Below are 21,785 nucleotides of genomic sequence, written 5' to 3' on the forward strand. Positions count from 1 at the left end.
TTCTACGGTCAAAATTCAACAAAGTAAATTGATGATGATCAATTAATTCTCAATGGAACTTTGAAAAAATTTTAGAGATATACAGTTTGTTATTATTTATCTTTTGCCAAAATGGGATGCTCCCGTTTTTAGAGCATTGTTTTAATACTCCTCTAATTTCTTCCCAGATAATATAAGGTTCAATTTTATGTTGTTGTACAGCTTTTTCGATAAAAGATAAAGACTTAAAAATTTCAAAAGTCATTTTTTGTGAAGGGGTAAAACTATGACTACCAGCAATTATACTTAGTAATAGTTCTTCCACAGTTATAAATTCAATGGGATTAAGTTCTAAACCAACAGTAAGAGAGTTAAATATTTGTTTTGCATATTCTTTTAATCCCGAAGTGTAAGTGACATAGATTTTATTAATTGTTGAGGATTTTAGTAGTCGATAAATACTAACAGTAGTTTTGCCACTTCCTGCTGTGCCTCTAAGCAAAATCGGACCTGATTGTTCTAAAAAACTTTGTTGTGCTTTGTTTAATACCCTTAATAATTCTGCTTTGACATTTTGCTGTAAACGTTGTTCTTCTTCTTGACTCCAAATTCTGCCAATATAAGAAAATTCATATTCATAAGGACTAAGAAATATATCTTCTGTATTTGTTAAATCATTTTCGATTAGTTCTTGAGATTCTGTAAATTTATATTCTCGCTGATGTAATTTTATCCCTTCTTCATGATTTTGAATATTTCCTAATATTAAACATAATTCTAAATCATCATTTTCATATATTTTAAATGGGAGACGTTCTGATGGTGAATAACGTATTTTATAGATATTTTTTCCTTGAACTGAACGAATAATATTTGAGTATGATTTTCCTCTCTTTAATGAATTTAGATAAAATACTTCAATCTTTTCTACTAATTTTTCAATAAAATTATATTGTTGTTCTCTATAAATATATTGATAAAGTTTTTCTTCTAAAAAAATGTGTTTAAAACAGTGATTTCTCATTGATGAAAACAATAAATTATAATAAATTTTTGAATTTATAAATTAAATAAAGGCATCTCGATCGATTCTATTTGAGGAATGTAACCTGATATGGGGTTTTCGGTTAAGGCATAACGTATTGCTTTACGCCATCCTTTATTACGTCCTGTAATAGCGTGTCCTGTTGCCGCATTTGTCATGGTAAAAAGCCACCAACGCTCTTCAGGCTTTAATCCTAGCCAATTTTTGATGGCTACAGGGATTAAATTAGGATCTGCATCCTCGATCGACCAACATAATAATACTAACTCTTTTCCTAATAAACGAGATAGATAATTTTCCCCCATTTTCCACTGACTAGATTTTAATTGATTTTCCCGTAATCGTTGATTAAAATAAACTTGCACTTCTGGGGAGATCGCATCCCATTTAAGACGTGATAAAATAACCCGTAATTTATGATCTTCTTGCCCTAAAGCCAGACTCAATTCTTTTCTTGCAGTATTTTCATCCCAAATTAAATGCTCAGAAATAGTAATATTATCTTTTTTATTACGAGGAATATTAACTAAAAAATGATGTTCTGATTGATGAGGAATAAAACCAAATCCAAGAGTTTTTAAATTTTGTTTCATGAATAAAAAATATATAAACAATAAGGAATAAAAATTCAATAATTTATTTAAATCGCATTGTCATTGCGAGGCACGAAGCAATCTCTTATCGCAAACTTTTCTATTTTATTTAATCTTAATTCCTAAAGCATTTAAACTAAATTAATCACATTAAAACTATTTTTATCATTTATTAAATAAAAGAAAAAATCAGAATCAAAAGTTAAAATAGTTGATAGCTTTAAATTTTCTGCCGTGACAACCAAAGTTCCATCAGCTAAATCCATAGGGCGATCTTTGTATTTATCCATTAATTGAAATAAACGAGGATAATCATCTATTTCAATAGAGTGTAAAACCAATAATTTTTGTAATAATAATTGACTTAATTTATTTTGCATTATCCATCCACCTCTTTGTAAACTTAAATACATAGCTTCGGTAAAACATGACCAAGTTGTTATTAGAGTAGAAGGATTATTTTTAATAAAGTTTTTAACGGCTAAATGACGTGGTTGAGATTTATCTACTAGGCAAAATAAAGGAGCTGTATCACATAAAATCATAAATCTAAGCCCTGTTTTTTATATTTATCAATTAATAAATCTTCGTATTTATTAGATTTATTATTGTTATTTATTGGTTCAATTTTTTCTACTTCTTCAAACCAATCAGCCCAAGTATTAGCCAAATTAGATTCTGATTTAATAGTTAGAGACACTTCAATATTATCAGAACAATTAATCAAATAATTTTCTATTTCTGAAGGAATAATTAACCTTCCATTTTCTATTGTTAAAGCAAACGTTTTAGTATTCATCTTTATAAAATGTCACAATATTTATTATTAAAATTATAGATAATTTACCCATTAAACCTCCATAAATAGAGGATTTTAAAATATGAAAATAATATCTTTAATAGTATTTTTATTAGTGGTTGTTTGTTCCAATTATATAAAACTTTAGCAACATATTAAGCAATTTTAATAACAATGCTAAAAAAGCGGAAACAGTAATTGGACTTAGTGAAAAATCACTTAACATCCATTTGATAAATATTTTAATCAATTCTTCTCACTTTTCCCTCTTCCTTGACTTCTGCAAGAAGTCTAATTTATAATTTTATTGCTCAACTTCATAAGAATTAATTTGTGTTCTAACTTCTGCTACCCAATCTAACAAAAGTTGTCCAGTAGGAAAATGAAGCTGTGGTGCATCGATTTCAACCTCACCATCACTCAGAAAAGATCGCAAGTAATTAATAGCTTCCTCGATTTTGTCACCATCAAGAGTTAAATTCTCATCCACCGTCAATTCTAACCAATTAGTACCATTAATATAAACCTTAACCCCTGAGACAGTTACTTGATATTTTTTCAACCTAGCCAAAAACTCGTATCTCATTGTTCGCTTATTTGAAAAAGTCAAAGAGTGAAAAATAACTTCAAATGTTTAATATATAAGGATTTGAGTCAAAAAAGTAGTGACAAAGTCTAATTCGTTGAGGAGGTTGATTATGTTAGCGACTTTCGTGTTACAATCTACTCTCAAAAATAATAATTAGCGTAATTAATACTATAATTAAAAGTAAGATTAATTGACTCAATCTGAAACTTTGTTATCAACGATCAAAGGGATGAGAATTCTCCCACAAATACCAGTTTTAATCCGAACAAATCCTCTCTAGGCGAGAAAATATGCCCACCAATCGTTTAGACGAATAGACAATTGTTGATTTTCACGAGCATAGATGATTTTTTGTCTTAAATCCAAAGAATAAGGACGCATTACATTAATGTTTATATAGTCAAAAATTTCCTCTCAAAATTGTACCTCATCATTTTAATAAATGCTATATTTTTGGGAATTATAAGGGTTGAACAATCTTCAACCCTCCTATTAGCTCAAAATTATCGAGTCTTATTCAGAAAATTCAGCATCGATGACATCGTCACCAGCATTTTTTGAGCCAGTGTCAGCACCACCAGTAGAATCTCCGCCGGGGGTTGCACCTCCTGATTGCTGATAAATGTTAGTGCCGATAGTGTACAATACCTGTTGTAGTTCGGGCATCACAGTTTTAATTTTCTCATCGTCATCTTGTGCAACAGCATCTTTCAAGTCTTTAATTAAGCCTTCTGCTTTGGCTTTATCATCAGAAGATACTTTATCACCTAACTCACCTAATTGTTTTTCAGCTTGGTTAACTAAAGAATCAGCTTGGTTTTTACGCTCTACTTGCTCCCGTTTTTCTTTGTCAGCAGCCGCATTTGCTTCTGCTTCTTTCACCATACGATCGACTTCACTATCAGGTAAAGTAGAAGCACCAGTGATACTAATAGATTGTTCTTTACCAGTACCTTTGTCCTTAGCAGTTACATTTAAAATACCGTTAGCATCAATATCGAAGATAACTTCAATTTGAGGTACGCCACGGGGAGCAGGAGGAATACCATCTAAACGGAAAGTACCCAAACTCTTGTTATCCTTAGAAAATTCACGCTCACCTTGTAAAACATGGATTTCCACGTTACTTTGCCCATCCACCGCAGTGGAGAAGGTTTCCGATTTTTTGGTGGGGATGGTGGTATTTCTGGGGATGATTTTGGTCATTACACCGCCGAGGGTTTCTACCCCAAGGGAAAGAGGTGTTACATCCAATAAGAGAATATCTTTAACTTCTCCTGCTAAAACGCCCCCTTGAATAGCCGCACCCACAGCAACCACTTCATCGGGGTTAACGGTTTGATTAGGGTCTTTTCCGAGAACTTTTTTAACTACTTCTTGCACAGCGGGGATACGAGTTGAACCACCGACCAATACAACCTCATCAATGTCACTAGCAGTAAGTTTAGAATCTTTGAGAGCATTTTGTACAGGAATAGCACATCGATCGATCAAATCAGAACATAAAGACTCAAATTTAGCACGAGTTAAAGTTAATTCTAAGTGCTTAGGTCCATCTTGGGTAGCGGTGATGAAGGGTAAGTTAATTTCTGCTTGAGATACGCTAGAAAGTTCAATTTTAGCCTTTTCTGCGGCTTCGGTAAGACGTTGTAAAGCCTGTTTATCTTTGCGTAAATCAATGCCTTCTTTGCCTTTGAAATCTTCCGCTAAATAGTCCACAATTTTTTTATCAAAGTCATCTCCTCCTAAGTGAGTATCACCAGAGGTTGCTAAAACTTCAAATACACCGTCTCCCACTTCCAAAACAGAAACGTCAAATGTACCACCACCTAAGTCAAATACTAAGATAGTTTCGTTACTTTTTCTATCTAAACCATAAGCCAAAGAAGCGGCGGTAGGTTCGTTTATAATACGTTTTACTTCAATCCCCGCAATTTTTCCAGCATCTTTAGTAGCTTGACGTTGAGAATCGTTAAAATAAGCAGGTACGGTAATTACTGCTTCGGTAACGGTTTCCCCTAAATATTTACTAGCATCTTCGACTAATTTGCGTAATACTTGAGCGGAAATTTCTTCGGGTGCAAATTGTTTACCTTGGGAGGGGCAGTCAATTTTAACATTACCATTGACGTTTAATACTTTATAAGATACCTCTGTGGTTTCGTTGGTAACTTCATCAAATCTTCTACCGATGAAACGTTTTACCGAATAGAAGGTATTTTCGGGATTCATTACCCCTTGACGTTTAGCGATTTGTCCGACTAATCGATCGCCATTTTTAGCATAAGCTACTACAGAAGGAGTAGTTCTAAAACCCTCAGCGTTAGCAATAACAACGGGTTTGCCCCCTTCCATTACTGCTACACAAGAGTTAGTTGTACCTAAATCTATACCTACGACTTTTCCCATATATTTTTTTTCCTTTTACTATATATAATTTTCTATAAACTCAATCTTGACTATTGATAATTTTCAATCTATAAATATCATTGTTAATAGTCAATACTCAGTGATTGATGTCCTAATATCTATATTGAAGGAAGCGATCGTTTTCTGGTAGTGTAGTTTTCCGTACCTTTTAGGGATAAATAGGGTCTGCTGAAAAAGTATTTTGATGAGGGTAGGTATCAGGAGGTAAGTAGATGGGCAAATTAATTGTATGTTTACTTTGTGAAAGGCAAAAGGCAAGAGGCAACAAAGATTATGGGTTATTTCCATTAATTTTAAAATTTTAAAATATACAATCTATTTTGCTATTGCTTATGCCAATCAAGTCGAAGAAGACTATCACCTTCTCGTGGAAGCAGTAAAAACTAACAAAATACAGGCAATGATTGAAGATGACCTATAATTGTAAGCTAGAACACATTTAAGTTTACTGATTGAGAGAGGGAATAGGGAATTAGGATTTTTTATTTTGCCCCGGTAATGTACGACTAACTTTAGCAGGTAGTAAAATATTATCTTTTTGACGATAACCCACAAAACGAATGTAAACTATTTCTTGAGGGGTTAAGTTTTCGTCACTATAATGTATGGAAGAATCATAAGGCACTTTTTCCCAAGGTTTACCAATGATTTCTATCTTCCAGTGATGTAAAATTTTATCTAATGGTTTTAATAAGGTAATGACATTTTTGGCTGGTAAGTCTGGTTTTAGTTTCACCATAACTTTAGCGGTAGGATAATTTGCTAATAAGGTGTGTAATAATTCAAAGGTTTTTTTCTGCCAGTCTTTAATTAATTGTTGAGGCAAAGTTTCTATTTCTTGATTTAATCTCTGACATGTTTTTTCTAATGTTTCTATCTGGTTTTCCAGATTCTTAACTTTGATGCCTGATTCTTGTTGCGATTTTATATAGTTATCTTCATTATATTCTAGTCGATCGAGTACCGTTTGTAATTGAGTTTCTAGGGCTTGGATTTTTTCCTGTGCGCAAATTAAATCACGGGTTTTAATATCTAATTCAGTTTCTAAGACTTCAATTTTTTTGACATCAGGGGAAAGAATATCTTGGAATTGAGGGGTTGTTTTCTCCTCCTCCGATTGATTATCATCCCGCCGTAAAATAATTAAAAATCCACAACTTCCTAACCAAAGTAAAACCCCTAGAGAAAAATAATTTATGTCTATCATAATTAACTGATTTTAATGATCATCATTTACAGAATGTGAACTACCAACACTATACCGCAAGGTTAGTGTTAGCTTCATCTTTCACAGGCTTATGCCTCAAGACGGACTTGCGTCCGCCCTTTGATCTTACAGTGCCTCCAGATGGAGAAACGGCTGTTCCATCCGCCTGTATTTTTCTGATGCCTTCTGCCGCTAATAACCCACCTTTTTGTTTGAGTTTATACTCTAGGAAATTGATAAAAGTTACCCATCCCACATCAGATATAGCTTTGGCAGATGTTTGTTCAAAGCTATCTGTGTTAGCCCTTTACCTGTCGCCTTAAGTAGGGGGTGCTGAAAAAGTATTTTGATGAGGGTAGGTATCAGGTATCAGGTATCAGGTATCAGGTGTCAGGTTAAAGAATGAAAAATCAAGATTTTGAAGCGTTATCTCTTCAACAAATACACAGGTGTATTGTGAATAATCGGATTTGAAATGCCCTGTTTTTGAGTAAAAATTGCCAAAAATTAACACTTTTTGTGAATATAGTGTGCCTAAACCATTGATTTTAATAACCTTTTGATTTATTCAGCAAACCCTAAGTATATTTGTGTGAAATTTTTGTTTTATCTCATCCACTTGTTAAACTGTCAACAAGTCTAACTATTCTCTGTTAATGGAAATTAGACTTAATTAATATAAAAACAATATTTAACAAGTACCATTATGAATCAAGTTAATAATCAATACTTTGAGCTTAATTCTTTAGGGGAAATGTGGGATTTGGTAGTGTCTCAGTTTGGAGATATTATCGCCTTGTCTGATCCTCACAGTCAACCCAAAGTTGAGTTAACTTATCGAGGAGTCGATCGAAATATTAAACAATTTGCCTCAGCTTTGCAATCTTTGGGGGTAGAGTCGGGAGAAAAAATCGCCCTATTCGCTGATAATAGCCCTCGTTGGTTGATAGCAGATCAAGGTATAATCCGTAATGGGTGTGTGGACGCAGTTCGATCGTCCCAAGCCGATCGAAAAGAGTTATTATATATTTTAGAACATAGTGATAGCACTGTCCTTGTCATTCAAGATTTGGCTACCCTCAAGAAATTAGAGCCTGAATTGACGGAATTTAGCTTAAAATCCATTATTTTACTTTCCGATGAAGCCATAGAAACGGAATTTGCTCAACCTATCTACAATTTTCAGCAATTTATGAAGTTAGGGGCAAATAATACCTTTACCCCCGTATCTCAAAACATCGATGATTTAGCTACATTAATTTACACATCAGGCACAACAGGACAACCTAAAGGGGTGATGTTAAGTCATCGTAACCTATTGCATCAGGTGCGTTATTTGGAAACCGTTATCAAACCGTTACCCGGCGATCGAATTTTGAGTATTTTGCCGAGTTGGCACTCCTACGAAAGAGCGGCAGAGTATTTTTTACTATCAAGGGGGACAACCCTAATTTATACCAATATTCGCTATTTTAAAGGAGATTTAAAGGAATTTCGTCCTCATTTTATGGTAGGAGTGCCTCGTTTATGGGAATCTATTTATGAAGGAGTGCAAAAACAATTTCGAGATGGTAGTAAAACTCAACAAAAAATCGTCTCTTTCTTCCTCTCAGTGTCACAGAAATATTTGGACGCTACCCGAATTGCTCAAGGCTTAACCCTAGATAATCTTAACCCTTCTTCGATCGAAAAAATTACTGCCCAAATTACCGCCTTATTATTATTACCCCTCCATAAATTGGGGGATAAATTAGTGTATCAAAAAATACGAGATGGCGTTGGTGGTTGTGTTAAAACATGGATTAGTGGCGGTGGTTCGTTAGCTAAACATATTGATAATTTCTTTCAAATTGTCGGTATTCCCCTGATTGTGGGTTACGGCTTAACCGAAACATCCCCCGTCACCAATGCCAGAAGAATGCACAGAAATATTGTTGGAGCTTCTGGGCAACCTATCCCCGAAACAGAAATTAAAATTATCGACTTGGAAACCAAAGAAGCCTTACCTGTAGGAAAAATTGGCTTAGTATGTATCAAAGGCACTCAAGTTATGCAGGGTTACTATAAAAATCCTGAAGCTACCGCTAAGGCTATTGATAGGGATGGATGGTTTGACAGTGGAGATTTAGGCATGGTGACACCCCAAAATGATTTAGTCATCACGGGCAGGGCAAAGGATACGATCGTACTAAGTAACGGTGAAAACATTGAACCGCAACCCCTTGAGGATGCTTGTGTGCGTAGCCCTTACATCGATCAAATTATGGTAGTCGGACAAGATCAAAAGTACTTAGGAGCATTAATCGTACCGAATCTCGATGCGTTGCAAAAATGGGCAACTTCGCAAAATTTGAGTTTAACCTTTCCTGATGTTACCATGAGTTTGGACTCGATCGAACAAACCGATCTTTACGCTAAAGAGGTTTTAAGCCTTTATAAACAAGAATTAGCCCGTGAAGTCAAAAACAGAGCAGGATACCGCCCAGACGATCGAATTGGGGCATTTAAGCTCATTTTAGAGCCTTTTTCTATGGACAATGGTATGATGACTCAAACCCTAAAAATCAAACGCCCTGTCATAACAAGTCATTATCAGGATATGATTAACTCTATGTTTCTTTAATAATTAGAAATGAGGAATTAGGAATGAGGAATTAGGAATGAAAACTTAGTCGCTTTAGCAGACTTAAGCTATTAGCGTTGAAATTTATTTCAACGAGGGTGATTGATTAACGCCGATGATTTTTCTAAAGAAAATTAATTTATCAACACTTTTTTCAAGGAATAATTTATCATACTGAAAGTATAAAAAAATTAAATTAAAACAAGAGAAAATTTTTGCATCATGACAAAAAAATTAACCTTAAAGCGTCCAGTAAATGTTAAAGTAATTGTTACCCCCGCTTGGCAGGATGAAGCCCAAAAACAATTACAAGCTCAAATCACTCAAATTGACCAACAAATGATACAGTTAGATCAACAAGGTCAAAGTGCCATCGCTGAAATTAGGAAACAAGGTAGTTTACAAGCACCTCAACAAATCGAGAATATTCAAGGGCAAGTTAACCAAAAAAAAGGCGAAATGTTGCAACAAAAAAACCAATTTTTACAGCAAATGCAACAAGTCCAATTATTAGAATTAGGGCAAGAGGTATTTCAAGCACAAATGGAAAGTTTTTTTGAGGTAAAAGAAGGGGATAATTTGGTAGAAAAATTAAATGTGGAAATCATTTTAAGAGATGGTGTAATTGAGGAGATTAGAGGAAATCTTTAAGAATGAAGAATGAAAAATGAAGAATGAAGAATGAAGAATTATCTACTTTTCCCTTTTCCCTACTTTCATCACAATACTTTTTCAGCAACCCCTAATTAAGATAAGTTACATAATCTACCCCCTAAAGCTGAAAATAAGTTACTTTAAAAATAAAGATGATTCTCTTAAGTCTCTTGTGAATCAAGATTTGCTGATACATCAGACATGAGAATTAACGTTACATTAGGAGTAGCAATTATGACTCAAAATAACGGTGAATCCATCAGGAATATAGCCATTGTAGGTCCTTATTCTAGTGGAAAAACTACTTTATTGGAAAGTTTATTATTCGTTTCAGGGGCAATTAATCGCAAAGGCAATGTCAATGATGGTAACAGTGTAGGGGATTTTTCCCTCGAAGCCAAAAACCGTAAAATGACGATCGAAATTACTAGCGCCTATACCGACTATGAGGGTATTAACTTTACTTTTCTTGATTGTCCGGGATCGGTGGAATTTATGCAAGAAACCTATAACGCTTTAGTCGGCGCAGGAATGGCGATTATCGTTTGTGAGCCTTCTGTGAGTAAGGTTTTAACCCTCGCACCCTTGTTTAAATTCCTCGATGATTGGCAAATACCTCATCTAGTGTATATCAATAAAATGGATCGATCGCAAGACTCCTTTTTAGATGTGCTAAAAGCAATCAAAGATGTTTCTAGTCGTCCTCTTGTACCGCAACAATACCCCATCAAACAAGATCAAGACATCATCGGTTACATTGATTTAGTCACAGAACAAGCCTATCATTATCATCAAGGTAGTCAAGCGGATTTAGTCTCTTTTCCCGACGATTTAAAGGAAATTGAAACCCAGACAAGACAGGAGATGTTAGAAACCTTAGCAGATTTTGATGATCACTTATTGGAAGAATTAATCGAAGAAATCGAGCCTCCTCAAGAAGAAATTGTTAAGGATTTAAAAATGGAATTAGGCGCAGATTTGATTGTGCCAGTATTTTTTGGTATTGCTTCCGAAGACTACGGAGTGCGCCCTTTACTAGATTGTCTCACGAAGGAAGCACCAGAACCTAGCGTCACTTCCCAAAGACGAGGTTTAAATAGCTTAACTCAAGAACCAGCCATCGCTCAAGTATTGAAAACTTACTATAATAGTCAGGGTGGAAGACTGTCTTTAGTCAGAGTTTGGCAGGGTAAGTTAACCGATGGTATGACTCTCAACGGTGTCAGAGTCGGCGGAATGTATCGTTTAATGGGTAGTCAACAAAAATCCTTAAATTCTGCGGAAGTTGGAGAAATTGTGGCATTAGGCAGACTTGAAGGCATTAAAACAGGAGAAACCCTTACGGATTCCACAAAAACCATTCAATCTTTACCCCAAGCTCAAATTTTTGAACCTGTGTATGCTAAAGCAGTAGTCGCTGAAAACCGCCGTGATGAAGTGAAAATCTCCAGTGCGATCGCCAAAATCCTCGATGAAGATCCCTCTTTGAAATGGGAACAAGACGAAAACACCCATGAAGTTATTTTGTGGGGACAAGGAGAAATTCATTTACAAGTCACCTTAGAAAGATTAAAAAATAAATATAACTTATCTTTACTAACCCAAAACCCCAAAATTCCTTATAAAGAGACGATTCGCAAGGGTACAACTATTCATGGGCGCTATAAACATCAAAGTGGTGGTCATGGGGCGTTCGGTGATGTATATTTAGATATTAAGCCTTTAGAAAGAGGGGAAGGCTTCCAATTTGGGCAAACTATTGTCGGTGGTGTTGTGCCGAAACAGTACATTCCGGGGGTAGAAATGGGAGTAAGGGAATATTTACAACAGGGAGTTTTAGGTTATCCTGTAGTGGACATCAGCGTCACCCTTACCGATGGATCATATCATTCTGTGGACAGTTCTGAACAGGCTTTTAAACAGGCAGCACGAATTGCCATGACGGAAGGATTGCCCCAATGTGAGCCTATTTTACTCGAACCGATTTTACAAGTGGATATTTCTGTACCTTCGGAGTTTACCTCAAAAGTATTGCAGTTAGTTAGTACCCATCGAGGGCAAATTTTAGGTTATGATGCGATCGAAGACTGGAAAAATTGGGATCAAGTTAATGCTTATTTACCTCAAGGTGAAATGCAGGACTTTATAATCGAACTTCGATCGTTGAGTTTAGGAGTAGGCTTTTTTAACTGGCAATATGATCATTTAGATCAAGTACCTGATAAAGTGACATCTAAAATACTTAGTTAGAGAAGTAAGTTGCTTGTTTTATTAAACTTTTTCAATAATTTTTCTACCATAAAACGGGCTTCTTGCCCGTATTTTATTAATAAAATTAATACTGATTTTTCATCTATTGTGTCAAAACTATAAAAATTAAAAAATCTCGGTAAGCATTAATTCAGGAGGATGAAACATTAATTATGAGTTTAAAACAATTATATCGAGATAAAATGGCTGAAGTTGAAAGACAAGGCAAACTTGAGGGCAAACTAGAAACAGTACCCCTTTTAAGGCAATTAGGCATGAGTGTAGAAGAAATAGCTACCCGTTTAGAGTTACCTCTTGAGGATGTCATTAAAGCCTCTCAATCATAAAGGCGATGCTTTATTTTGGGTTGAAAAGTGTTCAACCCCTACAGACAAAACTCGATCGAACCCTCCCTTGTCATTGCGAGGTAACGAAGCAATCTCGATCGAACCTGCTCTAAAATATGAGCTAAAGGAGAATTGAGCAATTTTTTTTGCTTCCCAAACTTAACAATGTGGAGATTCTAACATGAATACAGTAACAGAAAATGACTTAAAAGATTTAAAGGATATGATGAATCGTGTCATCATCCAAAACGAACAGATTAACTCGAAAGTTAATAATTTAACAGTGGAAGTCGCAGTAATAAGAGAAAGTCTTAACGGTGTTAATAAAAGATTTGATGATGTCAATAAAAGATTTGATGACGTTAATAAAAGATTTGACGATGTTAATAAACGATTAGATGATTGGAAACCGCAAATAACCAAAGCAACAGATAAAGCGGATAAAGTTGCCGAAAAGATGTCGGATTTATCAGAGAAAGTTGGAGAACTAAAAAACTGGAGACAAGTTGCAATTATTGTTATTACTGGACTTATTACTACTCTTTTTTGGCTTCTTCGTGATGGAAAATTTTAGCTAAAATCGATCGAACATTCCCCCTGTCATTGCGAGGCACGAAGCAATCTCTCCATAACTCGATCGAACCTCCCTATCCTGTCATTGCGAGGCACAAAGTAATCTCCATCGAACCTCCCTATCCTGTCATTGCGAGGCACAAAGTAATCTCCATCGAACCTCCCTATCCTGTCATTGCGAGGCACAAAGTAATCTCCATCGAACCTCCTTTGTCATTGCGAGGCACGAAGCAATCTCCATAACTCGATCGAACCCTCCCTTGTCATTGCGAGGTACGAAGCAATCTTTATGATAGGATAAAATAAAACAACCTAATTTCATTTCAACAATGTCTCAGTTTCCTCACGATGAATTTGCCAAAGAATACCTCCCCGAATTGTATCGGGAATATGGTATTGTCACCCCCTCGGTGGATGTGATGAGCGAAAAAAGAGAAATCGATGTTATGTTTACTCCCACAAAACCCGTACCCACATCCCCAGAAACATTAGGATTATTAGGCAAATTAGCCCAGTCCACCTGTATTATAGAAGTTTATCGCAATGCCGTAAGTAAAGACCAAATCAAAGAATGTGTTAATAAACTATTAACATTGCATAGAAATTATCTGAGGGCGGAGAAAAAAGAAGGAAATCCCGATTCTGAGTTACCCTTTTTATGGATTCTCACTCCCACTATTTCTCAGGAAATCCTAGCACAATCAAAAGCAGACCCAGAAGAAAATTGGGAAAAAGGAGTCTATTTTTTCCCTCAAATATTGTCCACTGGTATCGTTGCCATTCATCAATTACCGAAGAATAAAAATACCTTATGGTTAAGAATCTTAGGTAAAGGTAAAATTCAAGTGGAAGCTATCGAGGAATTAAAAGCATTACCACCCGATAATCCCTATCGAGAGAATATATTAGAATTAGTTTATGGATTATTGGACAAACTTGAAACCAAACAAAGACAAAAACAAGGATTAATTCAGGAGGATGAAACATTAATTATGAGCCTAAGACAAATATACCGAGATAAAATGGCACAAGTCGAAAGACAAGGACTTCAACAAGGACTCCAACAGGGGAAACTAGAAGGTAAACTGGAAGGTAAACTGGAAGGTAAACTAGAAACTGTGCCTCTTTTAAGGCAGTTAGGTATGACTGTAGAAGAAATTGCCACTCGTTTGAATCTACCCCTTGAGGATGTCATAAAAGCCTCTCAATCATAAAGGCGATGTTTTATTTTGGGTTGAACAATGTTCAACCCCTACAGACACAAAATCGATCGAACCTCCCTTATTCCGTCATTGCGAGGCACGAAGCAATCTCTCAAAATCGATCGAACCCCCTCTCCGTCATTGCAAAGAATATCCCCCCTAACCCCCCTTACTTAAGGGGGGAATAAGAAAAATAAAAAAATTTTTGATAGGGTGATAGGTTTTTGATCGATCGAGGGTAAGATGTGCATAGAGAAAAAAATAAACATTTAAACTTAACTCTCACAGGAGAAAAGAATTATGAAACCCGAAGTAACTTTAAAATATTTAGCCTACCTCCGCAACAAAAAAGCCAATAACGAAGGTTTTACTTTAATTGAACTCTTAGTCGTAGTAATCATTATCGGTGTATTAGCGGCCGTTGCGTTACCTAACCTTTTAAGCCAAGTTGGTAAAGCCAGAGAAACCGAAATCAAAAATGCTGTGGGTACAGTAAATCGTTCTCAACAATCCTACCATTTTGAGCGTCAAAATTTCAGCCCTAACTTAGCAAACTTAGGTCTTAAAATTCCCTCCCAATATATCACCAATATTACTTCTTCTGGTACTGATCTAATTTCCGTATCCTCTGGTGTTAGTGCTGTTTTCACTCCTGCAAATACCAACGCTGCTAATGATGGTACTAGAGCTTATTCTGGTGCTATCGGTCATGAAAATGGTAACTATAGTCAAGTTCTTTGTCAAAGTAACGAAGTTGCTACTGGCCTAGCGGCACCTACTGTAACTAACCCCACTTCTGTTGTTTGTGCTGCTGGAGTACCAATACGCTAATCACAATGTCTTAAGTAGAAATATTTAAGTGTAAAAATATTTGATGAATGTCACAAAACCAGATAGATCTTTTCTGTCTGGTTTTTATACTAAATATCGTGTTTTAACTTAAAGGTATCAACGATGAAAAAAATAGATAATTATAAATATTTATATCTTTCCCTCCGTTGTACCAAAGGATTTACGTTGGTTGAGCTATTAGTTGTGATTATTATCTTAGGAATTTTATCAGCTATAGCATTGCCTAACTTTTTAAATCAGGTGGGAAAGTCAAGAAACATAGAATTTCAGAATGCCATAGGTTTAATTAATCGCTATCAACAAGCCTATCATTGGGAAAAAGGTGTTTTTGCCCTTAGTAGCACTCCCCAAGATACTCTTAGAACTCTGAATATCTATATCAACAGTAAATATATAGATGAGTACATTTTTGATGTTACTTCCGACTATGCAACTATACAGTTGGTTAATAATGATGCCCTTAATGATGGTACCAAAGGATTCTCTGGGGGAGTGTTTTTTGATGCCGGAGATTATCACTTAATAGCTTGTCAGTCATTAAATGCGGCTAATCAAATTTCAGCACCATCCTCTGGTACAGATTGTAACGGTTTTGAAAGGATAAGATAATAATATCTTTAATTATCATTCCTGTTGTAAGAGATTATGTTTGACATACAAAAAATTATTTCTTTCTTTGTCATATTTAGTATATCAGTCAGTGGAATTATTAAGCTACAAATTCCTTTCATTAATAAAACTGATCAATCAATTTCAGAAGAAGAATATAAAAAACTAGAACAGAAAGATTCCCTTCAACTTTCTTTTTTCAAAAGAATACCATCTCTAGGCTTTAATAATTTAATCGCAGATATTACTTTTTTAAATTTCATCCAATATTACGGTAATGCCGAAGCAAGAAATATAACTGGATATAATTTAATTCCAGACTATTATCAAATAGTCGTTAATCGTGATCCCTATTTTGTTACATCTCATTTTATTCTCGAACCTGCTAACACTCTTTTTGCAGGAAAACCCCGATTAAGTGCTGAATTAATCAGTAAAACCTTAGATAAAGTTAAACCGACACAAACACTAGCTTATCAATTATGGTTATATAAGGGAATTTTACAAATATTATTTTTAAATGATCTCGAAGGGGCAAAATATTCTTATACTATGGGTGCCAATTGGGCGAGACAGGAAAACACAGAAAATAGTTTGCATAGTGCAGTTTTAGCAGAAGCCACAGTGAAATTTTTAGAAACAGAACCCGATAACCGTAAAATTACCGCATCGGCTTGGTTGAGCATTGTTGTTAATGCCAGAGATGAGCAAACTAGGGAAATTGCGAAAAAACAAATTGATGAACTAGGAGGTAAAATTATTGTGGAAGGTAATATGATTAGAGTAGATTTTGATAATTAACTTTAGGTGTGATTATGAACGAAAAAATAGAGAAAAGACTCAATTTAACTCCCCAAAAAATTAAAGATTTTTGTGAACAAAATCACATTCAAGAATTATCGCTTTTTGGTTCAGTTTTAAGGGATGATTTTAATAGTAATAGTGATGTGGATTTTTTAGTGGTTTTTCAGCCTGAATTTCAACTTAGTTTAATGGATTTAGTCGATATTCAATATCAATTAGAAAAGTTGACAGAGCGTAAAGTTGATTTGATTGAAAAACGATCGATTGTTGATAGCCACAATTGGTTACGTCGCCAAAATATTTTAAACACCTCAAAAGTTATTTATGAATTACGATCAGTCTTATTTACTTGATATTGCTAATCTTTGTGAAACAATTTTAAGATTAACTGATAACATGACTAAAGAGAATTTTTTTGATGATGAAAAAACTTATCTTGCTGTTTTGTATGAAATCACAATTATTGGTGAAGTGGTAAAAAGATTATCTTCTGAGTTTAGAGAAAATCACCCTCACATTGAATGGCGAAAAATTGCAGGAATGCGAGATCGTTTGGTGCATGATTATGATGAAGTAAAATTAGATTTAGTTTGGCAAGTTGTGATTAATTATATTCCTGAACTTTTAAGTTATATTACTCCTCTTTTACCAGCAAAATCTGATTGATTTTTGTTCAATTTCTGACTAAAAATAATGAAAAACCTAATTAATTAAGATTACTTCGTACCTCGCAATGACAAAATATCCTTATTATTTCCATTGTGTAAATCCCGTCCTAACTAACTAATTTATTCTTATGTAATAAATTTTATTTAACCTAATTATTTATGAATAACTGGCTATCTTCTACCATTAAATTTTTAGAAACACAAAATTATCAAGAAGTTATCAATATCTATGAAAATTTGCTCAAAAATAATCCCGATGAAATTACCTATTATTGGTATTTAGGATTAGCTTATTTACTCAATCAACAAGAAACAGAAGCACAAACCACTTGGTTTATTCCTTTTAGTCAAGGGAATGAGCAACAATGCAATTTATGGATGGAAGAATTAACTCAGATTCTCACTACTGAAGCTATTTTACAAGAGCATAAAAAAAATTATGATTTAGTCTGGTTAATTGGTAATGCTTTAAGAGAAATGAACCCTAATAATCTAGTTAATTTATTATCTTTATTACAACTGTCAGTTATTATTGATAAATTTGAATCAAACTTTATTACTGATTGGCATATTTCGGAAATTTTAGAAGGAGAAAATCATCCTGTTATTTCTATTGAACTTTTAGCAAACACTTTAGATAAAGTTTTAAAATTTCCTGTTTCTGAAAATATTGGCCTAGCAAAAAGCTGTTTAATTTATACTAATAATAATAACCTAATTTTTGATAAAATTCGGAATGTTGCTTATTCCATGGGCAATGAAAAACTATACATTTTTTACGCTATTACTTTGCTGGAAATGTGCCAAGAAATACATCCTAATAATATTAATCCATATTGTGATTTGCATATATTTTATTCTTATATAAGTAAATATAATGAAGCCATAGAAATAGCAAAAGAATTGAAAAAATTAATGGAAAAAAAATCAGAAATTGAGGGAAAAATATTAGCTAGTAATCTTTTGCATATTTCGTATATGACGTTGGGAAAATGGCAAGAAGCTAGTGACATAGAAAAAGAGCAACAAAGAAACTGGTTAATATTTATTGAAGAAAAACCAACAATTAACGAACCCATTTTAAAACAAGGTTTTATCGCCTCTTTAATGACATCCCTTTATATTAGAGATGATTTAGTTTATCATCGTAATTTATTCAATGAAGTTTCTTCTTTATATCAATTTTATAATAAGGATAATGAGTTAGTTATTAATCACCATAAAAACAAAGAAAATAGACCTTTAAAAATAGGTTACATTGGACATACTTTTAGATGTCATTCTGTCGGTTATTTGTGTCGATGGTTGCTACACTATCATAATCGAGAATCTTTTGAATTATACATTTATTCTGTACAAGGACATGAAGACGAAATAACAGAAAAATGGTTTAAAAATAAAGTCACCAAATTTTTTCAAGGACAAAGAAATGCTAATGATATAGTAATGAATATTATCAATGATGAAATTGATATTTTAGTTGATTTAGATAGTGCAACTTCTAATGTTACTAACTTGGTGTTGTGTCAAAAACCTGCACCCATACAGATAACATGGCTTGGTTTAGATGCTTCTGGTTTACCCAGCATAGATTATTATATTGCTGATCCTTATGTATTACCTGACTATGCAGAAAAATATTATCGAGAGAAAATTTGGCGTTTCCCCCATACCTACCTCGCTATCGATGGTTTTGAAATGGCAACTCCCACTCGTCGCCGAGAAGATTTGGGATTGAGTAACGATGATGTTATTTTTATGAATCTACAAAACCCCGCAAAACTTAATCCTGACATTCTGACATCTCAATTAAAAATAGTAAATGCTGTACCCAATGGCTATTTATTTACTAAAATACGCAAAGATGAAGAAGCATTAAAAAAATTAGTGACAGAAATAGCTAAATCACAGAATGTCTCTTGTGATAAATTACGGTTTATTCCTTCTGATATTGAGATAAAAACTCATAGAGCAAATTTACAAATTGCTGATGTTATTCTTGATACTTATCCTTATAATGGCTCAACGACAACACTGGAGGCATTATGGGCAGAAATTCCTGTCGTTACGAGGGTAGGGGAACAGTTTGCCGCTCGTAATAGTTATACTTATATGGTAAATGCAGGTATCACTGAAGGCATTGCATGGAGTGAGGAAGAATATATCTCATGGGGAATAAAATTTGGCACGGATGAAAATTTAAGAAAGGAAGTGAGTTGGAAGTTAAGGCAATCGAAAAAAACATCTCCTTTATGGAATGCAAAACAGTTTACACGGGAAATGGAAAAAGCATATCAGCAAATGTGGCAAATTTATCTGGAGGAAAATAAATAAATTATGATTTCACAACAAGAAATAGAGTTATTATTAGGGAAGAATGACTATGATAAATTAGTTGATTATTTAGAAATAAAAGTCGAAATTGAACCTGATAATATTGATTATCATTGTTACTTAGGATTAGCTTATTTATTAAGTGGAAAAAAAGAAGAAGCACAAATGACATGGTTTTTTCTTTTCTCCCAAGAAGATAATCATTCTTTGACAAAATTAAGTAATATTTTAAACATAGAAGCTCAAAGACAACTAGAGCAACAAAATTTTTTATTAAGTTATGAGTTGAGGCAAGTTATTAGAGAAATTAAGCCTCATGATATTCAAAATCTTACTTTTATTGTAAAACTGGCAATTCAATTAAATATATTAAATAATGATTATATTCAAGAATTATCTTTACTTGATACCTTAAAAAATATAAATAATGTAAAAGATAATCGAGATAATTTATATCAATTTTGTGAATTAATTTTAGACTTTCCTTTTTTTATTAATATTGATTTAATTGATGTGATACTAGAAAAAGTCAAAGAAGATCAAAACTTTTTGACATTGATAATTAGTAAAGCTCGTATCATGGGATATGAAAAAAGATATTTATACTATAGTGTTGATTTATTGAAACTTTGCTTGAAGTATTTTTCTAATGATTTAAAGGTAATAAAAGAATTTTTTTGGTATTATATGGAGGTAAAAGAATATGAAAATGCGATAATATTTGCAGATAAATATATTCAAGATGGTAAAAACAAAGAAGATAGTTTACATGGAAATTACTTAAAATTATATTTAATGTTAACTACGGGAAACTGGTTTGAAAATTTAGGATTATTTGATAGTTTATATTTTTTATTAAATGATTTAGACTTAGAGAAAATTGATAATGATTTTAAAACTTCTTTAATTGCGGTATGTCAGTTTTATTTATATTTCAAAGATAATCCGCTTAAATTTAGGTCTAAAATACTGACAAAGGTGATGCCCACGATACAAAATTATTTGAATAGAGAATATTCTTCTTTAATAAAACATGATAGACAGGTTTTGAGATGGGAAAAAATAAGAATAGCTTACATTGCGCATACTTTTAATAATCACTGTGTAGCAATGTTATGTCGTTATCTAATTAATTATTTGAATAAAGATAAATTTGATGTTTATATTTATATGTTGGATAAAAAAGAAGATAATATTACTGAAAAATGGTTTAAATCTAATGTTGATAAATATATTCAATGTTCTTCCGATTGGGTGGAAACAGTCAAACAAATTCAGGAGGATAATATAAATATTCTGATTGATTTAGATAGTTTTACCCATTATAAAACTCAAATGATTATGGCTTTAAAACTAGCCCCGATACAGATTAGTTGGTTAGGTTTAGATTCTACTGGTTTGCCTACTCTGGATTATTTTATCGTTGATCCTCATGTTTTACCAAATAATGCACAAGAATATTATCGAGAACAATTATGGCGTTTACCTCATACTTATCTGGCAGTAGATGGCTTTGAAGTTGGTATTTCATCTATAAAACGTCAAGATTTAGATATTCCTGAAAATGCGATAGTATATTTAAGTTTACAAACGGGATTAAAAAGACATCCTGATAGTATTGCTTTACAGATGAAGATTTTAGCTCAAGTACCAGATAGTTATTTTCTCATTTCTGGTGGTACAAATGAATGTAGTTTGGAAAATGTCAAAAAAATATTTACACAAATTTCGATCGAACAGGGGGTTAATCCCGATCGAATAAAAGTGTTACCATTTTTACCAACAGAAGAATATCGAGGTATTTTAACTTTAGGGGATGTGGTATTAGACACTTATCCTTTTAATGGTGCAACGACAACTCTTGATGCTTTATGGTTAAATATTCCCCTTGTTACTAGGGTTGGTGAGCAATTCCACGCCCGTCAGGGTTATACTTTTCTGAAAAATTTGGGCATTGAAGAAGGTATTGCTTACACTGATGAGGAGTATATCGAATGGGGAGTAAGATTTGGCAAGGATGAGGAATTAAGAAAGAAAGTATATTGGAAATTACGGGAGTCGAAAAAAACATCTCCGTTATGGAATGGGAAACAATTTGCGAGGGAAATGGAAAAGGCTTATGAGCAAATGTGGGAAATTTACGTTAATCAACAAAATAAAATAACTCGATCGAACTCAACTTCAACTACCGATTAATTGTAAGTAATTATGGTAACTTGATATAATT

Annotated in this window: 22 protein-coding genes and 1 pseudogene; 15 read left to right on the top strand and 8 right to left on the bottom strand. The window is 33.6% G+C overall.

The window, feature by feature from the left end:
- Positions 1-49 precede the first annotated feature (49 nt).
- The 8 genes and pseudogenes from ACN4EE_RS00005 to ACN4EE_RS00040 form a co-directional block, all read right to left on the bottom strand.
- Positions 50-1,003 (bottom strand): DEAD/DEAH box helicase, encoded by a 954-nt coding sequence (locus tag ACN4EE_RS00005; protein ID WP_431704335.1) that lies wholly within the window; start codon positions 1,001-1,003, stop codon positions 50-52.
- Positions 1,004-1,038: 35 nt separating this feature from the next.
- Positions 1,039-1,617 carry a DUF3780 domain-containing protein gene (locus ACN4EE_RS00010; protein WP_431704336.1) on the bottom strand — a complete coding sequence of 193 codons (579 nt, stop codon included), beginning with the start codon at positions 1,615-1,617 and terminating at the stop codon, positions 1,039-1,041.
- Positions 1,618-1,748: 131 nt separating this feature from the next.
- Complete coding sequence (locus ACN4EE_RS00015; protein WP_431704337.1) at positions 1,749-2,162, bottom strand: type II toxin-antitoxin system VapC family toxin; 414 nt, start codon at positions 2,160-2,162, stop codon at positions 1,749-1,751.
- Positions 2,159-2,416 (bottom strand): hypothetical protein, encoded by a 258-nt coding sequence (locus ACN4EE_RS00020; protein WP_431704338.1) that lies wholly within the window; start codon positions 2,414-2,416, stop codon positions 2,159-2,161. The genes ACN4EE_RS00015 and ACN4EE_RS00020 overlap by 4 nt, the downstream gene beginning before the upstream one ends.
- Positions 2,417-2,720: 304 nt before the next feature.
- Positions 2,721-3,002: a hypothetical protein gene (locus ACN4EE_RS00025; RefSeq protein WP_431704339.1), complete on the bottom strand. Its 282-nt coding sequence runs from the start codon at positions 3,000-3,002 to the stop codon at positions 2,721-2,723.
- 516 nt (positions 3,003-3,518) lie between these two features.
- A complete protein-coding gene (gene dnaK, locus ACN4EE_RS00030; protein WP_431704340.1) occupies positions 3,519-5,414 on the bottom strand; it encodes a molecular chaperone DnaK in 1,896 nt (631 codons plus the stop codon).
- Between the two features lie 493 nt (positions 5,415-5,907).
- Positions 5,908-6,642, bottom strand: coding sequence for a hypothetical protein (locus ACN4EE_RS00035; protein WP_431704341.1), 735 nt, complete (start codon positions 6,640-6,642; stop codon positions 5,908-5,910).
- Positions 6,643-6,691: 49 nt separating this feature from the next.
- Positions 6,692-6,916 (bottom strand): annotated as a pseudogene (locus ACN4EE_RS00040) (RNA-guided endonuclease TnpB family protein); the annotation flags it as partial.
- Between the two features lie 432 nt (positions 6,917-7,348).
- Between ACN4EE_RS00040 and ACN4EE_RS00045 the strand changes: the two are divergent.
- The 15 genes from ACN4EE_RS00045 to ACN4EE_RS00115 all read left to right on the top strand — a co-directional run bounded on the left by ACN4EE_RS00045 (position 7,349) and on the right by ACN4EE_RS00115 (position 21,754).
- Positions 7,349-9,265, top strand: coding sequence for an AMP-dependent synthetase/ligase (locus tag ACN4EE_RS00045; RefSeq protein ID WP_431704342.1), 1,917 nt, complete (start codon positions 7,349-7,351; stop codon positions 9,263-9,265).
- Positions 9,266-9,487: 222 nt separating this feature from the next.
- On the top strand, positions 9,488-9,916 hold the full coding sequence (locus ACN4EE_RS00050) for a YlqD family protein (protein WP_431704343.1): 429 nt from the start codon (positions 9,488-9,490) through the stop codon (positions 9,914-9,916).
- A gap of 237 nt (positions 9,917-10,153) precedes the next feature.
- Entirely contained in the window at positions 10,154-12,169 is a 2,016-nt protein-coding gene (locus tag ACN4EE_RS00055; protein ID WP_431704477.1) for an elongation factor G, read from the top strand.
- 173 nt (positions 12,170-12,342) lie between these two features.
- Positions 12,343-12,516, top strand: coding sequence for a hypothetical protein (locus ACN4EE_RS00060; protein WP_431704344.1), 174 nt, complete (start codon positions 12,343-12,345; stop codon positions 12,514-12,516).
- 181 nt (positions 12,517-12,697) lie between these two features.
- Positions 12,698-13,090, top strand: a complete 393-nt coding sequence (locus ACN4EE_RS00065) for a hypothetical protein (protein ID WP_431704345.1) — start codon at positions 12,698-12,700, stop codon at positions 13,088-13,090.
- Positions 13,091-13,119: 29 nt separating this feature from the next.
- Positions 13,120-13,332, top strand: a complete 213-nt coding sequence (locus ACN4EE_RS00070) for a hypothetical protein (RefSeq protein WP_431704346.1) — start codon at positions 13,120-13,122, stop codon at positions 13,330-13,332.
- An 86-nt stretch (positions 13,333-13,418) separates the two neighbouring features.
- Positions 13,419-14,303, top strand: coding sequence for an RpnC/YadD family protein (locus tag ACN4EE_RS00075; protein WP_431704347.1), 885 nt, complete (start codon positions 13,419-13,421; stop codon positions 14,301-14,303).
- Positions 14,304-14,330: 27 nt separating this feature from the next.
- Positions 14,331-14,468, top strand: coding sequence for a hypothetical protein (locus ACN4EE_RS00080; RefSeq protein ID WP_431704348.1), 138 nt, complete (start codon positions 14,331-14,333; stop codon positions 14,466-14,468).
- A gap of 123 nt (positions 14,469-14,591) precedes the next feature.
- Positions 14,592-15,122, top strand: coding sequence for a type IV pilin protein (locus ACN4EE_RS00085; RefSeq protein WP_431704349.1), 531 nt, complete (start codon positions 14,592-14,594; stop codon positions 15,120-15,122).
- 123 nt (positions 15,123-15,245) lie between these two features.
- Positions 15,246-15,752 carry a type IV pilin protein gene (locus ACN4EE_RS00090; protein WP_431704350.1) on the top strand — a complete coding sequence of 169 codons (507 nt, stop codon included), beginning with the start codon at positions 15,246-15,248 and terminating at the stop codon, positions 15,750-15,752.
- Positions 15,753-15,788: 36 nt separating this feature from the next.
- Entirely contained in the window at positions 15,789-16,553 is a 765-nt protein-coding gene (locus ACN4EE_RS00095) for a hypothetical protein (protein WP_431704351.1), read from the top strand.
- 14 nt (positions 16,554-16,567) lie between these two features.
- Positions 16,568-16,909 (top strand): nucleotidyltransferase family protein, encoded by a 342-nt coding sequence (locus tag ACN4EE_RS00100; RefSeq protein WP_431704352.1) that lies wholly within the window; start codon positions 16,568-16,570, stop codon positions 16,907-16,909.
- Entirely contained in the window at positions 16,881-17,222 is a 342-nt protein-coding gene (locus ACN4EE_RS00105; protein WP_431704353.1) for a HepT-like ribonuclease domain-containing protein, read from the top strand. Before ACN4EE_RS00100 ends, ACN4EE_RS00105 begins: the two co-directional genes overlap by 29 nt.
- Before the next feature lie 161 nt (positions 17,223-17,383).
- A complete protein-coding gene (locus ACN4EE_RS00110) occupies positions 17,384-19,558 on the top strand; it encodes an O-linked N-acetylglucosamine transferase, SPINDLY family protein (protein WP_431704354.1) in 2,175 nt (724 codons plus the stop codon).
- A 3-nt stretch (positions 19,559-19,561) separates the two neighbouring features.
- Positions 19,562-21,754 carry an O-linked N-acetylglucosamine transferase, SPINDLY family protein gene (locus ACN4EE_RS00115; RefSeq protein ID WP_431704355.1) on the top strand — a complete coding sequence of 731 codons (2,193 nt, stop codon included), beginning with the start codon at positions 19,562-19,564 and terminating at the stop codon, positions 21,752-21,754.
- The last annotated feature ends 31 nt before the right edge of the window (positions 21,755-21,785 follow it).

This window comes from Geminocystis sp. CENA526, from assembly GCF_050753365.1.
Taxonomy (GTDB): Bacteria; Cyanobacteriota; Cyanobacteriia; order Cyanobacteriales; family Cyanobacteriaceae; genus Geminocystis.

Coding starts and splice junctions, on each gene's coding strand:
- ACN4EE_RS00005 (WP_431704335.1), bottom strand. CDS start 1,003: ATGAGAAATCACTGTTTTAAACACATTTTTTTAGAAGAAAAACTTTAT.
- ACN4EE_RS00010 (WP_431704336.1), bottom strand. CDS start 1,617: ATGAAACAAAATTTAAAAACTCTTGGATTTGGTTTTATTCCTCATCAA.
- ACN4EE_RS00015 (WP_431704337.1), bottom strand. CDS start 2,162: ATGATTTTATGTGATACAGCTCCTTTATTTTGCCTAGTAGATAAATCT.
- ACN4EE_RS00020 (WP_431704338.1), bottom strand. CDS start 2,416: ATGAATACTAAAACGTTTGCTTTAACAATAGAAAATGGAAGGTTAATT.
- ACN4EE_RS00025 (WP_431704339.1), bottom strand. CDS start 3,002: ATGAGATACGAGTTTTTGGCTAGGTTGAAAAAATATCAAGTAACTGTC.
- dnaK (WP_431704340.1), bottom strand. CDS start 5,414: ATGGGAAAAGTCGTAGGTATAGATTTAGGTACAACTAACTCTTGTGTA.
- ACN4EE_RS00035 (WP_431704341.1), bottom strand. CDS start 6,642: ATGATAGACATAAATTATTTTTCTCTAGGGGTTTTACTTTGGTTAGGA.
- ACN4EE_RS00045 (WP_431704342.1), top strand. CDS start 7,349: ATGAATCAAGTTAATAATCAATACTTTGAGCTTAATTCTTTAGGGGAA.
- ACN4EE_RS00050 (WP_431704343.1), top strand. CDS start 9,488: ATGACAAAAAAATTAACCTTAAAGCGTCCAGTAAATGTTAAAGTAATT.
- ACN4EE_RS00055 (WP_431704477.1), top strand. CDS start 10,154: ATGACTCAAAATAACGGTGAATCCATCAGGAATATAGCCATTGTAGGT.
- ACN4EE_RS00060 (WP_431704344.1), top strand. CDS start 12,343: ATGAGTTTAAAACAATTATATCGAGATAAAATGGCTGAAGTTGAAAGA.
- ACN4EE_RS00065 (WP_431704345.1), top strand. CDS start 12,698: ATGAATACAGTAACAGAAAATGACTTAAAAGATTTAAAGGATATGATG.
- ACN4EE_RS00075 (WP_431704347.1), top strand. CDS start 13,419: ATGTCTCAGTTTCCTCACGATGAATTTGCCAAAGAATACCTCCCCGAA.
- ACN4EE_RS00080 (WP_431704348.1), top strand. CDS start 14,331: ATGTTCAACCCCTACAGACACAAAATCGATCGAACCTCCCTTATTCCG.
- ACN4EE_RS00085 (WP_431704349.1), top strand. CDS start 14,592: ATGAAACCCGAAGTAACTTTAAAATATTTAGCCTACCTCCGCAACAAA.
- ACN4EE_RS00090 (WP_431704350.1), top strand. CDS start 15,246: ATGAAAAAAATAGATAATTATAAATATTTATATCTTTCCCTCCGTTGT.
- ACN4EE_RS00095 (WP_431704351.1), top strand. CDS start 15,789: ATGTTTGACATACAAAAAATTATTTCTTTCTTTGTCATATTTAGTATA.
- ACN4EE_RS00100 (WP_431704352.1), top strand. CDS start 16,568: ATGAACGAAAAAATAGAGAAAAGACTCAATTTAACTCCCCAAAAAATT.
- ACN4EE_RS00105 (WP_431704353.1), top strand. CDS start 16,881: ATGAATTACGATCAGTCTTATTTACTTGATATTGCTAATCTTTGTGAA.
- ACN4EE_RS00110 (WP_431704354.1), top strand. CDS start 17,384: ATGAATAACTGGCTATCTTCTACCATTAAATTTTTAGAAACACAAAAT.
- ACN4EE_RS00115 (WP_431704355.1), top strand. CDS start 19,562: ATGATTTCACAACAAGAAATAGAGTTATTATTAGGGAAGAATGACTAT.